Here is a 13,072-nt window from a genome sequence, read left to right as displayed (position 1 = left end):
GGGGGCTGCGGCCGGTGGTGCCGGGAGCCCGGGCCTGCCCAGGCCGGCGCGCCCCACGAGTTCGCCCACGCGTGGGCCCACTGGTTGGCGTGGCGCTCGGCGCGGCGCTGCCAGCGCTCCGCCTGACGCTGCCAGCGCAGCGAGTCCTCCTCCCAGGCCTCCGCGTCCTCGCCGTGTGAACGGTTCGACTCGCGGATGCGCACCGAGCCCAGCTCCGTCTCCATCAGGAGGGTCGTGGCCGCCTGGGGATTGGACGGGTAGCGCGTCTGCGTGGAGCCCAGCGACGTATGGGCGGAGATGTTCACGTCCAGCCCGGACACCAGGCGCAGCTCCACCGCGCCCACCTGCGTCCCGATGCGGTGCTCGCCCACGTCCAGCGCGTCCACGTCCAGCTTCACCGCGCCCGCGGCGGCATGGACGTGGAATGTCCCTCCCACTCGCTCGCCGATGATGCGGCCCGCGCCCGTGCGCAGGGTCAGTTTTCCGTGCACGTCGCGCAGGCTCGCCGTGCCCGCGTCGGTGGACAGCTCCAGCTCGCAGTCCTTCAGGCCCGCGATGCGCACGGCGCCCGCGTCCAGCAGGAGCTTCGCGCGCACGTCGGGCGGCACGAAGAGTTCCGCCTGCCCGCCGTGGCGCCAGAACAGCGACAGGAAGCCCGCCTCGCACGGCACCAGCTCCACCTGGGTCACCCGGCCGCGCTCCTGGATGCGCGCCTCCACCCGGCCGTGCGTCACCAGGTAGGGCTTCTCTCCCTCCGGCAGCGGCGACACCACGAGCGTGGCGGCGGGCGCGTGCAGCACCAGCTCCGCGTGCTGCCCCCACGGAAGCGCGTGGCGCTGGGTGCCGTCACGCGAGGAAGACGAGGCGTCGGAGGACGGCGGGACTTCGGAGTCCATCATGGGCTTACTCCCGGGTCTTCTTGAGACGTTGAGCGGCCTCGTCCGCGTCGATGAGCCCGGCCGCGAGGTCATCGAGAATCTGCGCCCGGCGCGGCGAACCGCGCTCCCGGGGCGAAGGCGGCGCGGGAGGAGGCGGAGGCCCTCCGGGCGCGTGGCCCAGGGCCTCCACCACGTCGTCCAGCCGCGCCACCACCGTCGGATAGGAGAGGCCCAGCGCCTGCTCCACGTCCTTGATCTTCCCCCGGCACGCCATGAACACGCGCACGAACGCGAGCTGCTCCGGCGACAGCTGCTGCACCCAGCCCGTCGTGAAGCGCCCCTCCACCGCGGACGCGCACCCGTCGCAGCGCACCCGTTCGATGACGGTGCCGCCTCCACAGACGGGGCAGCGGGTGGGCAGGGGCCAGGTGGACTTGGAGGTCGTCATAGGTGGTTCTTCAGAAAATCAATTTCTGGTTTGAGAATATTGATTTCTACGGGGTCCGCAAGGGCGGGAGTTCATTTCCAGGAAAGACGGCCACTTCCGAGCCGGTGGCGATGAAGGCGGAGTGGGGCGTGCCCCGGAGGCATTCGGAGAAGGCGGGGCCGTAGAAGCGGGCCACGTCGCAGTCGAAGGCGGTCTCCTGGGCGCGCCAGACGGTCCAGCGCGGGTGCTCCACGCGGTACTCGGCGCAGCCGCCGTCGCGCTGGGCGGTGTAGCCCCAGTAGTGCTCGGTGATGAACTCCTCCTGGGAGCCGGGGGCGCTCTCGGCCGGCGTGCCGAGCGTCCGGGCCGACAGCTGGTGCCAGCGGCCGTGGGACTTCCAGGCGTACTCGACGTGGCCGGGCGCGCCGGAGTCCGCGCCGTCCATGCTCACGGCGTGGCGCATGGGCAGCGCGACGTAGGGCTCGTTGTAGAGGACGCGCGCCACGGTGGCGATGGCCCACCGGGGCACGATTTCGCGCACGAAGACCACGCCGCGCCGCCAGCCTTCCGGGCCCAGGCGGCGCACGTAGAAGCGCAGGTTCACCTCATCGAAGTCCCGGTGGAGCGGCACCGCGAGTCCCCGCACGCGCGTGTCGAGGAAGCGGAAGCCGACCATGCTCGCGAACGTGCGGCCCTGCCACGCGTCGAGCTCCGTGCCACGGGGGACGAGGGGCCGCAGCACCGCCGGATCCACCTCGTAGTTGAGCATCAGCAGGTACCGCCACGTCGCCGTCAGGAAGGGGCGCATGCCGCAAGGTCTAGCGCGCACGCGCCGCCCGGGCCCAGGGTCACCCCCTTGCGTGGCTTCTGTCGCGCAGAAGCGCGCGCGGGGACTTCAGGTGACGGCGGGCCGGGGCTCGGGCTTCCTCGGCACGAGCCTGCGCTCCAGCCGCTCGCGCCACTTCAGCGCGGGGCGCTCCACGCCATGGTGCAGCGCGAGCGACGCGAGCAGCACCGCCACGGCGCCGCCCAGCACCGTGACGACATGGAACGCGTCCATGCCATGCGGCTCCAGCGCGTCGCGCACCCCGTGCTGCACGGCCTTGTGCACCAGGTAGACGGTGAAGCTCAGGACCGCGAAGGCCTTCATGCCCGGGATGCGGGCACAGACGCGCGAGGCCGTGGGGCCCGCCAGCGACATCAGCAGCGCCGCGAAGCCTATCGAGGCCAAGGGGAAGGACAGCAGGACATAGGGGAGGTAGCGGTAGTGCTCCTCGTTGATGAAGAGCACGCCGCCCAGGCACGCGAGCCCCACGGCCGCCAGCCCCCGTGCACGGCCGCCGCGCGTCCAGCGCTCCCAGGCCGCGGGCCGGAAGACGCGCAGGGCCGCGAGCATCACGCCGCACGTCAGCCCATCGAGCCGCGCGTACGTCGGGTAGTAGAGCAGCTTGTCGTAATCACGCCACGCCGGGCCCCCCGGTCCGAGCGTGGAGAAGAAGCTCATCCACAGCCCGCCGCGCAGGAGCATGCCGCCCAGCATCACGCCTCCCGCGAGCGCGAGGAGTGACGGCGCTCGGAGGCGTCCACGCAGCGCGAGCACGGTGAGCGGGAGCACCAGGTAGAAGTGTTCCTCCACGCAAAGCGACCACGCGTGGGAGAAGCCATTGCGGCGCAGGCCGAAGTTCTGGGTGAAGGTGAGGAAGCGCCACGCGGGCGTCACCACGGGTTGTTCAGCCCAGGCCGGCACGAAGAGGTACAGGCCCAGCACGACGAGGAACGACGGAAGGATGCGCAGCGCCCGCCGCAGGTAGAAGCGCCGGAGCGAAGGCGTCTCACCGCGCGACACCGGCTCCATCAGCTGCGAGCCGATGAGGAAGCCGCTGAGCACGAAGAACAGCTCCACGCCCGTCCACCCGAAATTGGCGAACGCCTGGTAGACGTCGTGGCCCTGGGGACGGGGGTAGTGGAAGACGACAACGACGAGGATGGCCAGGCACCGGAGCAGGTCCAGGCCGGCCATGTGGCGCGGTTCGGTGGCGTTCAGCGGAGTCAGCTTTCAGCGGGGGGATGCGCCCGATGCTAGCAGGACACCTCCGAGCCGCCAGAGACACGCCGCCAGGCATCCAAGCGGATGCGCTCCGTCCGAGCGACAGCCGTGTCCATCGAGATGAGAAGGTAAGAACCCAAGGGAAACGCCCGTCGGCGGCGCACCGCAAAAACCTGTCCGACAGTCAGACCGGCGCAAGAGCCGAGGTTGGAAGGCCGCCCCCGCCGCCCGAGCAGCGAAAACCTGTCCGACAGTCGGACCAGTTCCGAGAACCGGGCGAAGAGCCCCCCTTCCGCCCGAGCAGCGAAAACCTGTCGGACAGCCGGACAGGTTCTGAGAACCACTGCGGAGACGGGGCGGGCCCCCATCCGCCAGGAAGCAAAACCGGTCCGACAGTCGGACCGGTTCTAAGAACCAAGGCGGCAAGAGCCCCCTGCCGCCATTCGGCGAGAACCTGTCGGACAGTCGGGCAGGTTCGAGAGCCGAGGCGAGGGGCGCCCCTTCCACCCGAGTGGCGAAAAACCGGTCGGACAGTTGGACTGGCTCTGAGTACCGGGACGGGGGAGGCGCCGCTGTCACGCGGTCCGCGAGAACTTGTCGGACTGTCGGACCGGCCTTGAGAGCCGAGGCGAGGGGAGCCCCTGCCATCCGAGCGGCAATCCCCTGTCGGACTGTCGGGCCGCTTCTGCGGACCGGGGCGGGTGATTCGTCCCGCTTCCTCCCGGCCGCTGGAACCTGTCGGACAGTCGGACCGGTTTGGAGAACCGCGATGGATGCTCACTTCGCCCAGGCCTCGTGGAGCCTGTCGGACAGTCGGACAGGTTTTGAGCGCTGCGGCTCGGGGGCGGCGGCCTCTTTGCCTGGACCGGCGGAAACCTGTCGGACAGTCGGACAGGTTTTGGACCGTGCCGGGCGGGAGGCGGACCTTGGGGATGGCTGGGTCGGTGCTTGCCTTCGCTCCGCTAGCGAACCCGTCGTTCAAGGCGGCTGTGCATCCAGGTCCTTCAGTCGCGCCGGCACTCGTGCCAGGACCCGGAACTCCAGGGCCGTGGGCCCTCCGGACGTGTCCGTGCCGTTCATCGCGGTCATGCACCAGGCGTGCAGCTCGCGCAGCGCTCCGGTGAGGAACGCCTCCCTCGTGGCCCTCCGCCTCACCTTGCCGCTGGAGGTCTTCGGCAGGCTCCCCGGTTCGATGAGTACCACCGCGTGGGGCCGCACCTCGTTCACCGTCGCCAGCCTTCCCCGGATGGCTCCCAGCACCGGTGCCGCTTCGCCGTCCCAGCGGCGGGGATCCACCTCCTGCACCACGACGAGGCGCTCCTCTCCCTGCACCTCCACTCCGAACGCCACGCCGCATCCAGGTCTGAGCGCGGGGTGGCTCTCCTCCATCACCGCCTCCAGGTCCTGCGGGTACAGGTTCCGGCCTCGCACGATGATCAGGTCCTTCTCCCGACCCGTGACGTACAGCTCTCCGGCGTCCAGGAAGCCCAGATCCCCTGTCCTCAAATAGGGCCCGTCACCTTCCGGGGTCCTGGCCTGGAACACCCGCGCGGACTCCTCCTCGCGCCTCCAGTAGCCTCTCGCCACGCTGGGGCCCTTCACCCAGACCTCGCCCACCGCTCCCGGTGGCAGGACGCGGCCTGTGTCCGGATCCACGATGCACAGGGATTGATCCGGCAGCGTCACTCCGCTTCCCACCAGCGTCCGGACCGTGCCCGCGGGCGACAGCGCGATGCCTGCCTCCAGCGCGGACGCGTCCACGTCGCGCAGGATGGGCGCGGACTCCTTCGCGCCTCCCGTGACGATGAGCGTCCCTTCCGCCAGGCCGTAGCAGGGATAGAAGGCCTCGCGCCGGAAGCCGTGGGGCGCGAAGGCCCTCGTGAAGCGCTCCAGCGTGTCCGGCCGGATGGGCTCCGCGCCGCAGAACGCCACCTCCCAGCGGCTCAGGTCCAGCCCCTCGCGCTCCGCGGGCGGGATGCGCCGCACGCACAGGTCGAACGCGAAGTTGGGGCCGCCGCTGATGGTGCCTCCGAAGCGGGTCAGCGCCTCCAACCACGCGCGTGGCCTGCGGAGGAATGTCAGCGGCGACATCAGCGCCGTGTGGAAGCCCTGCGCCAGCGGCACCAGCACGCCTCCAATGAGCCCCATGTCGTGGTACGGCGGCAGCCAGATGACGCCCACGCTGCCGTCATGCGTCTGGAAGGCGCGGCGGATGGCCCCCAGGTTGTGCAGCAGGTTGCCGTGGCTGAGCATCACGCCCCGGGGCGTCCCGGTGCTTCCTGACGTGTACTGGAGGAACGCCAGCGTGCCGGCTGTCACGTCCGGCCGCTTCCACGCCGCGCCGTCCGCCTCCAGCGCGTCCGTCGCCACCCACTCCAACGCGCGCAGCTCCGGCGCGTCCGCGAAGAGGAACTCCGCCATGGACAGGATGAAGGACGTGGTGAGCACCACCGTGGCTCCGGAGTCCGCGATGAGCGCGCGCAGGCGGGGCAGGGTGCGCTCCAGCCTGGAGGGGTCCGGCGGATACGCCGGCACCGCCACCAGCCCCGAGCACACGCACCCGAAGAACCCGCGCAGGTAGTCCGCGCCCGGGGGATAGAGCAGGACCGCGCGCTCGCCCCGGGCCGCGAGCGACTGGAGCGCGGCGGCGATGCGGTGGGCGCTCGACGCCAGCTCGCCCCGGGTGAGCGTCACCTCCGCGTCGTCCTCCAGGAAGGTGTAGAGGCGCGGCTCCCCGGCACAGCGGCTTCGCTCGTCGAGCAGGTCGACCCACGTGGCGGACATGCGCACCTCAATAGCTGCCGCCAATCATCAGCAGGCCCGAGTAGCGGCCGTCCCCCGCGCCGGGGTTCAACGTGGACGCGAAGTCCTGGCTGAAGAGGAAGCTGTAGCTGCCCCGCACCTCGGCCGTGAGCTGGGGGTTGATCTTGAAACGCACCCCCGCGCCCACGGGCGCGTAGCCTCCGGTGTCGTCGAAGAACCGGAAGAAGTTGCCCTCGCGTATCGAGTAGCGCTCGACGCCGACGCCTCCAAGCACGTAGGGCTGCAGCCGGGTGTGCGTGAAGCCAATGGTGACCGCCGCCTGCCCGCCATTGCGGACGATGTCCGGCGTGCCGAAGGTCGCGGAGCTGTTCGCGACGGACAGGCCGTTCACACCGCCGCTGTAGCCCAGCTCCAGGCCCAGGTAGTCATTGGCGCGGTAGCCCACGACGACGCCGTACGACGGCCCCGGATCCACGTTGGGCGCGAGCTTGCCCGTGTAGCCCTCCACGCCCAGCCCCAGGAGGAAGTAGGGCCCCTGCCAATCCACCCGGCCCATCCGCGTGGGTGCGTCCGGCGGTGGATCCTGGGCCCTGGCGGCGCCACCCGTCAGTCCCACCAGGCAGAGCCCCAGCGCGATGCCTCGCTTCATGACCGCTCCCTCCATGTGTCGCGTGCGCAGCCAGAAGGTGGCCTTGGGGGGAGGGGCGAACAACGAACGGACAGGCGGTGCCTCGAAGGCCCACGGTGCCCCGGAGGGCGGGGCGGATGGCGCACGAGGCCGGGCCCCTGTCTCCCTCCCTGGCGGAAGCCCCCTGTGAAGCTCCGCGCGCGGCTTCCACCTTGAGCGGTACCCGGACACTCCGATTCTCCCCCTCGCGTCCGGGACGGGAGCACACCGCCATGAACGACGCCGCCGTGACAACCCCCTCCACTCCTTCAGGTCTCAAGGCCCGCGCCCGGCGCGTCCTCGCGCAGCTGGACTCTGTATTGCCAGACGTGGACGCGCTCTACGGAGACCTGCACGAACACCCGGAGCTGTCCGGCCAGGAAGCGCGCACGGCCGCCCAGGTGGCGCGGCGGCTGGAGGCGGAGGGCTACGAGGTGACCCGGAACGTCGGCGGCCACGGCGTGGTGGGCCTGCTGCGCAACGGCGACGGGCCCACGGTGCTCTTGCGCGGGGACATGGACGCGCTGCCCGTGGAGGAGAAGACGGGGCTGTCCTACGCGAGCCGCGTGCGGACGGAAGCCGGCGAGCCGGTGATGCACGCGTGCGGTCATGACGTCCACACCGCGTGCCTGGTGGGCACGGCGGCGGTGCTGGCGCGCTCGCGCGACGCGTGGCGCGGCACGGTGATGGTGGTGGGGCAGCCGGCGGAGGAGACCCTCACGGGCGCGAAGGCGATGCTGGACGCGGGCCTCTACGCGCGCTTCGGCACGCCGGACGCCGTGCTGGGCCAGCACACCGCGCCGCTGCCGGTGGGCACCTTCATGCACCGCGACGGCGTGGCGATGATGGGCGCCACGCAGGTGCGCGTGCGCCTCTTCGGCCGGGGCGCGCACGGGGCGCAGCCGGAGCTGTCCGTGGATCCGGTGGTGCTGGGGGCCAGCGTGGTGCTGCGCCTGCAGACCATCGTGTCGCGCGAGCTGTCTCCGCTGGAGGCGGCGGTGGTGACGGTGGGCCACTTCCAGGCGGGCTCGCGCGCCAACGTGATTCCGGACGAGGCGCTGCTGGAGGTGACGGTGCGGACGGAGGACGACGGGGTGCGCTCGCGCGTGCTCGCCGCCATCGAGCGCATCGCGAAGGGAGAGGCCGCGGCGGCGGGCGCGCCGAAGCCTCCCCTGGTGGAGGTGCTGAACCAGGGCCCGGTGAACCGCAACGACCCTGCGCTCATGGGCCGCGTCCGGGACGCGCACGCGGAGTGGTTCGGACGCGAGGCGCTGGTGCCGGGCGTGCTCGGCACCGCGAGCGAGGACTTCCCCTACTTCGCGCGGGGGCCGGAGCACCCGGTGCCCACGGCGTACTGGTTCGTGGGCATCACGCCCCGGAAGACCTGGGACGCGGCGCGGGGCGCGACGCCCATGGAGAAGGTGGCGCATGTGCCGGGGCCACACTCCGGCTTCTATGCCCCGGACAGGGCGGGCTCGCTGCGCATGGGATGCGAGTCGCTCACCGTGGCGGCGCTGGCCTGCCTGCATGGGGGCGGAGGCCCCGGGGACCACTGAGGCAAGGGCCGCGGCCTGGAACGGGGTCGCTGGCCCGGCGGCTTCCTCGTCGCTTGCCCCGGACGCAAGTGCCTCCACCTTGAGTGACGGACGACACTTCCGGAGGACACGCTGATGAAGCTTCCGCTCATGGCCTCGATGACCGCGCTCCTGCTGGGCGGCTGTGCCACGCAGACCACCTCCGTGCCGCAGGAGTCACCGGCCAAGGCGTTCGCCAGTGACGAGATGTCCTGGGACTCGGAGGAGTCCCCGCGCACGCAGGAGATGCTGCGCGCCCATGGCATGAACTTCTACGGCGACGTCGGCGCCGAGGCCCAGGCCAACGCGGAGGCCACCGGCGGCACGGGCATCGAGCGGTCCTCGAATCGCGAGGACTTCGAATGCGTGGACATCAACGAGGTGGGCACCGGCGGCTCCGGCAGCATCGACATGCGGGACGTGGACAACCTGGCGCCGGAGGCCGCGCCGTCGCAGAACCCGGGCGCGCGCCTGGACATCACGCCGGAGGCCTGGAACCGCAACAAGGGCATCGGCACGAGCCCCGTGTCGCCGTCCACGGGCACGCCTCCCGCGGAGGGCAGCGGCGGCGCCGGTCACTAGGCAGGGGCCACCTCAGCCCTGCTGCTTCACCAGCCGGGTCAGCTCCCGGTCCAGCGTCGCGGCGAACTGCTGGCGGTCCTGCGGTGAGAAGCCGCCGGGGCCGCCCGTGTTCACGCCGCTGTCGCGCAGCTCCTGCATGAAGTTCCGCATCGACAGGCGCTCGTCGATGGTCTCCGGCGTGAAGAGCTCTCCGCGCGGGTCCATCACCACGACGCCCTTGGGGACGAGCAGCGCGGCCAGCGGGATGTCCTGCGTGACGGCGAGGTCGCCCTCTTGCGCGGACGTGGCGATGTGGCGGTCCGCCACGTCCAGCCCCGCGCCCACCTGCACGGTGGACACGTACGCCAGACGCGGCAGCGACAGGGGTTTGTTCGCCACGAAGACGATGGGCACCTTCACGCGCTGCACGGCGCGCAGCAGGATGTCCCGCACGGGCCCCGGACACGCATCGGCATCGACCCAGATTTTCATGCGGCCATCCTCGCTGATTTTGCCCTCCGCGTGACGTGGGCCGCGCGGATTCGCTAGAAGCGGCTCCGTGCTTCCGGAGCCATCACCGTCCCGCCGCGACCTCGCGGCTTCGTCCCTCGCGGCCTGGCTGCTGTGCCTGGGGTTGTTCGCGGTCTACACCGCGAGCCAGGTGCAGATGCAGACGGACTCGCTGTGGTCCATTCCCTCCGCGGCCAGCATCCTCCACGAGGGCAACGCCGACCTGGACGAGTACGCGCCCTCGTTCAACCAGGCGACCGCGTACGCCCGGGCCGTCTATGGCGGCCGCACGTATTACGAGTATCCGCCCGGGGTGATGGTCTCCGCGCTCCCGCTCCTCGCGCTCGCGGAAGGGGTGTTCTCGCTGGGCCGGCCGCTGCTCGCGCACCTGGGCGCCCCCGGCGCGGCGGCGCTGGCGTGGCTGGAGCTGTTCCAGAGCACCGGGAAGGTGGACCTGGGCTCCTTCCACCGCACCGAACAGCTCATCGCGTCGTTCTACGTGTGCGCCGCGGCGGGCGTGCTGCTCGTCGTGCTGCGAAAGCGCGTGTCCGCCCGCGCGGCGCTCGTCACGGTGCTGCTCTTCGCGCTGGGGACGACGGCGTACTCCACCGCCAGCCGCGTCCTCTGGCAGCACGGCCCTGGACTGCTCGCCATCGCCTGCGTCGTGTGGATGCTGGCGCGGCCCGCGCAGACGGCGCGCACGGCGTTCCTCGCGGGGCTCGCGGTGGCGCTCGCGTACGTGTGCCGGCCCACGCACTCCATCACCGTGGTCGTCGTCACCGCGTACTTCCTCCTGCGCTTCCGCCGGCTGCTGCCCGCCTACTTCGCGGGCGCGGTGCTGGTGGCGGTGCCCTTCTGCGGGTACAACCTCCACCTCTACGGCTCGCTCCTGTCGCCGTACTACACGCATCCGCTGGATGCCTCGGCGTCGAGCTTCTTCATGGCGCTGGCCGCGAACCTGGTGAGCCCGTCGCGCGGGCTGCTCGTCTATTCGCCGTTCCTGGTGCTCGCGGGCGTGGGGTTCGTCCAGCGGTGGCGCGGCAAGCAGCTGGAGCCGTATGAGAAGGCCTTCGCCGTCATCGTGCTCCTGCATTGGGTGGCCATCTCCGCGTTCCCCATCTGGTGGGCGGGGCACTCCGTGGGGCCCCGCTTCTTCACGGACGTGCTGCCCTACCTCGTCCTCTTCCTCGCGTTCCCCGTGCAGCACGTCGTGGAGGCGCCGCGCCAGCATCGCGTGCTGGCGGGCGTGCTCGCCGTGACGGCCGCGTTCAGCGTCTTCTTCCACTGGCGCGCGTCCACGTCCTACGACGTGCACATGTGGAACTCCTTCCCGGTGAATGTGGACAGCGCGCCGGAGCGCTGCTGGGACTGGAAGGATCCGCAGTTCCTGCGCGCCATCCCGGCCCGCTTCCGCGGCAACCCCCAGTAGGGCAGGGGCTCTGCCGGCTGCCTGCCTTCCAGGATGCGTCAGGGGCCAGCCCGCCGAGGGTCTTGGCGCGCGCCTGGGACGCCTCCAGCTTTCCTCCGGACCTTTCTGCTTCCGAGGAGGCGGTGTCATGGCGAAGAAGGTGAAGAGCAAGCTGCCGCGCGCGCTGGGCTGGTTCAGCGTGGGCCTGGGCGTTACCGAGTTGCTGGGAGCGTGGAACCTGCTCCGGTTCTTCGGCATCTCGCGCGGAGACAAGCTGGTGCGCGGCTACGGCGCGCGGGAGCTGGCCGCGGGCGTGGCCCTCTTGAGCCCCGCGAAGAAGCGCCCGTGGCTGTGGGCGCGCGTGGCCGGTGACGCGCTGGACCTGGCCACCATGGGCAAGGGCCTGCGTGAGCCGGGCGTGCGCAAGGGCCGCCTGCTCGCCGCCACCGGCGCCGTCGCGGGCATCACGCTGCTGGACATCTACGCCGCGGCGAACGCGTAGGCCCGGGCGGGACGTGCGATAGGCTTGCGCCCCCTTTGAAGGAGGCAAGCCCGTGCGTCCCGTTCTCCTGTCCCTGCTGCTCCTTCCCGCGCTCGCGGGTGCCGCCGCCCCGAAGCCGCAGGACCCCTTCGTCTTCCAGGGCGTGGAGCGCATCGTCGCCGTGGCGGACGTGCACGGCGACGTGGACGCGCTGAAGGAGGTGCTGCGGCTGGCGGGCCTCATCGACGCGAAGGACCGCTGGATTGGCGGCAAGGCGCACCTGGTGCAGACCGGGGACCTGCCCGACCGTGGCGACCACACCCGCGACGCCTTCGAACTGCTCATGCGCCTGGAGACCGAGGCGCGCAAGGCCGGCGGCCGCGTGCACCCGCTCCTGGGCAACCACGAGCTGATGAACATGCGCGGGGACCTGCGCTACGTCACGCCCGGCGAGTTCGCCTCCTTCGCGGATCAGTCCCCCACGCCGGACGGTCCGGGAGAGCCCAAGGGCCTGCGCGGCCACGCCGCCGCCTACGCCGCGGACGGGCGCTATGGGAAGTGGCTGCGCTCGCATCCGGCTGTCATCCGCATCAACGGCACGCTCTTCCTGCACGGAGGCCTGGCGCCCACCGTCCCCGGCACCACGCTGGAGGAGGTGAACCGTTGGGTGTGGCAGGACCTGACGCCGGGACAGGCGCCGGGCGGCGGCGTGGATCCGCAGGGCCCGGTGTGGTTCCGCGGCTACGCGCTCGATGACGAGGCGAAGTGGGACGCGGGCCTCACCCAGGTGCTGGAGCGCTTCGGCGCCCGCCGCATGGTGATGGGCCACACGCCGTCGAAGGACGGCCGGCTCACCCTCCGCTTCGGGGGCCGCGTCATCGTCATCGACACGGGGCTGAGCACCCACTACGGCCGCCACCTGGCCGCGCTGGAGCTTCGCGGCGACCGCCTCACCGCCATCTATCCGGAAGGCCGCGTGCCCCTGCTCACCACGCCCAAGGCCGCCGCGCCGGCCCCGCGCCCCGAGGCGAAGACGGGCACGAAGTAGCGCCTCCTCACCGAAACACCGACCTCGCGGAAGGACGGGGTGCCCGTCACATCCGGGCCACCCGCTCCCGCGTCGCGCGCCGGGGACGCGCCAGGGCCGGCTCCGGCCGCAGGTAGCCAATCGCCAGGGCGGCGATCTCCTCCACGAACGCGTCGTCCTCCACGTACTCCGGCCGGTCCGTCAGCGCCGTGTGGCACAGCGCCTCCACCGCGTTCACCAGGATGAAGACCGCCATGTCCAGGTTCCGGGGGCGCAGGTCCTCGAAGCGCGGCGCGAGGAACGCCCGCACCATCCGGTGCAGCCGCTGCGAGTACACATCCGACAGCCCCCACTGCCGCATCCGTGGCATCAGCTCATGCAGCACCTGGTTCAGGCGCGGGTTCTCCCGCTTCACCGCGAGCACCTGCCGGATGAGCGCGCGCATCGCCACCGGCAGCGGCTGCCCGGCCAGCGACGTCAGCCCTGTCTCGAAGTCCGCCAGCGAGCGCGCACGGTGCTGCTCCATCAGCGCCGTCACCAGCCCCTCCTTGCTGGGAAAGTACTGGTACAGCGAGCCCACGCTCACCCCCGCCTCCTGGGCGATGCGGTTCGTGCTCGCGGCCTCGTAGCCGTCCCTGAGCAGAACGCGAGCGGTCGCGGTGAGGATGGCGTCAACCGTGGCCTGCGCCCGCTCCTGACGGGGCGCCCTGCGACGGGACGGCGGGGGAC

13 protein-coding genes are annotated in these 13,072 nt (G+C 71.4%); 5 read left to right on the top strand and 8 right to left on the bottom strand.

Annotation, left to right across the window (positions count from 1 at the left end; genetic code table 11):
- The 6 genes from D7X55_RS24260 to D7X55_RS24235 all read right to left on the bottom strand — a co-directional run.
- Positions 1–899, bottom strand: an 899-nt coding sequence (locus D7X55_RS24260; RefSeq protein ID WP_199747109.1) for a hypothetical protein, incomplete at its 3' end; no start/stop codon positions are given.
- A gap of 4 nt (positions 900–903) precedes the next feature.
- Positions 904–1,326 carry a DUF2089 domain-containing protein gene (locus D7X55_RS24255; protein ID WP_120549846.1) on the bottom strand — a complete coding sequence of 141 codons (423 nt, stop codon included), beginning with the start codon at positions 1,324–1,326 and terminating at the stop codon, positions 904–906.
- A gap of 46 nt (positions 1,327–1,372) precedes the next feature.
- Positions 1,373–2,113 (bottom strand): YqjF family protein, encoded by a 741-nt coding sequence (locus D7X55_RS24250; RefSeq protein ID WP_121724320.1) that lies wholly within the window; start codon positions 2,111–2,113, stop codon positions 1,373–1,375.
- 87 nt (positions 2,114–2,200) lie between these two features.
- Positions 2,201–3,325 carry an acyltransferase gene (locus D7X55_RS24245; protein WP_121724319.1) on the bottom strand — a complete coding sequence of 375 codons (1,125 nt, stop codon included), beginning with the start codon at positions 3,323–3,325 and terminating at the stop codon, positions 2,201–2,203.
- A gap of 1,005 nt (positions 3,326–4,330) precedes the next feature.
- Positions 4,331–6,136: a fatty acyl-AMP ligase gene (locus D7X55_RS24240; RefSeq protein WP_121724321.1), complete on the bottom strand. Its 1,806-nt coding sequence runs from the start codon at positions 6,134–6,136 to the stop codon at positions 4,331–4,333.
- A gap of 7 nt (positions 6,137–6,143) precedes the next feature.
- Positions 6,144–6,764 carry an outer membrane beta-barrel protein gene (locus D7X55_RS24235; protein WP_121724318.1) on the bottom strand — a complete coding sequence of 207 codons (621 nt, stop codon included), beginning with the start codon at positions 6,762–6,764 and terminating at the stop codon, positions 6,144–6,146.
- A 251-nt stretch (positions 6,765–7,015) separates the two neighbouring features.
- Between D7X55_RS24235 and D7X55_RS24230 the strand changes: the two genes are divergently transcribed.
- A complete protein-coding gene (locus tag D7X55_RS24230) occupies positions 7,016–8,338 on the top strand; it encodes an amidohydrolase (protein ID WP_121724317.1) in 1,323 nt (440 codons plus the stop codon).
- Positions 8,339–8,452: 114 nt separating this feature from the next.
- Entirely contained in the window at positions 8,453–8,938 is a 486-nt protein-coding gene (locus D7X55_RS24225; protein WP_120549841.1) for a hypothetical protein, read from the top strand.
- A 12-nt stretch (positions 8,939–8,950) separates the two neighbouring features.
- Here the strand turns inward: D7X55_RS24225 and D7X55_RS24220 are convergent, their stop codons facing one another.
- Positions 8,951–9,409, bottom strand: a complete 459-nt coding sequence (locus D7X55_RS24220; RefSeq protein ID WP_121724316.1) for a YaiI/YqxD family protein — start codon at positions 9,407–9,409, stop codon at positions 8,951–8,953.
- Positions 9,410–9,476: 67 nt separating this feature from the next.
- Here D7X55_RS24220 and D7X55_RS24215 point away from each other — a divergent pair, with 67 nt between their 5' ends.
- The 3 genes from D7X55_RS24215 (at position 9,477) to D7X55_RS24205 (ending at position 12,364) form a co-directional block, all read left to right on the top strand.
- A complete protein-coding gene (locus tag D7X55_RS24215) occupies positions 9,477–10,856 on the top strand; it encodes a hypothetical protein (RefSeq protein ID WP_121724315.1) in 1,380 nt (459 codons plus the stop codon).
- A 127-nt stretch (positions 10,857–10,983) separates the two neighbouring features.
- On the top strand, positions 10,984–11,337 hold the full coding sequence (locus tag D7X55_RS24210) for a hypothetical protein (RefSeq protein ID WP_120549838.1): 354 nt from the start codon (positions 10,984–10,986) through the stop codon (positions 11,335–11,337).
- Between the two features lie 52 nt (positions 11,338–11,389).
- A complete protein-coding gene (locus D7X55_RS24205; RefSeq protein ID WP_120549837.1) occupies positions 11,390–12,364 on the top strand; it encodes a metallophosphoesterase in 975 nt (324 codons plus the stop codon).
- 46 nt (positions 12,365–12,410) lie between these two features.
- Here D7X55_RS24205 and D7X55_RS24200 read toward each other — a convergent pair.
- Positions 12,411–13,072: TetR/AcrR family transcriptional regulator (locus D7X55_RS24200; RefSeq protein WP_147470191.1), on the bottom strand; the 662-nt coding region annotated here is incomplete at its 5' end.

It is taken from the genome of Corallococcus sp. AB049A (assembly GCF_003668885.1).
In the GTDB taxonomy this organism is placed as follows: Bacteria; Myxococcota; Myxococcia; order Myxococcales; family Myxococcaceae; genus Corallococcus; species Corallococcus interemptor.
Note: the sequence above shows the minus strand (reverse complement) of the source record. Positions and strands in the feature narration are given on the sequence as shown.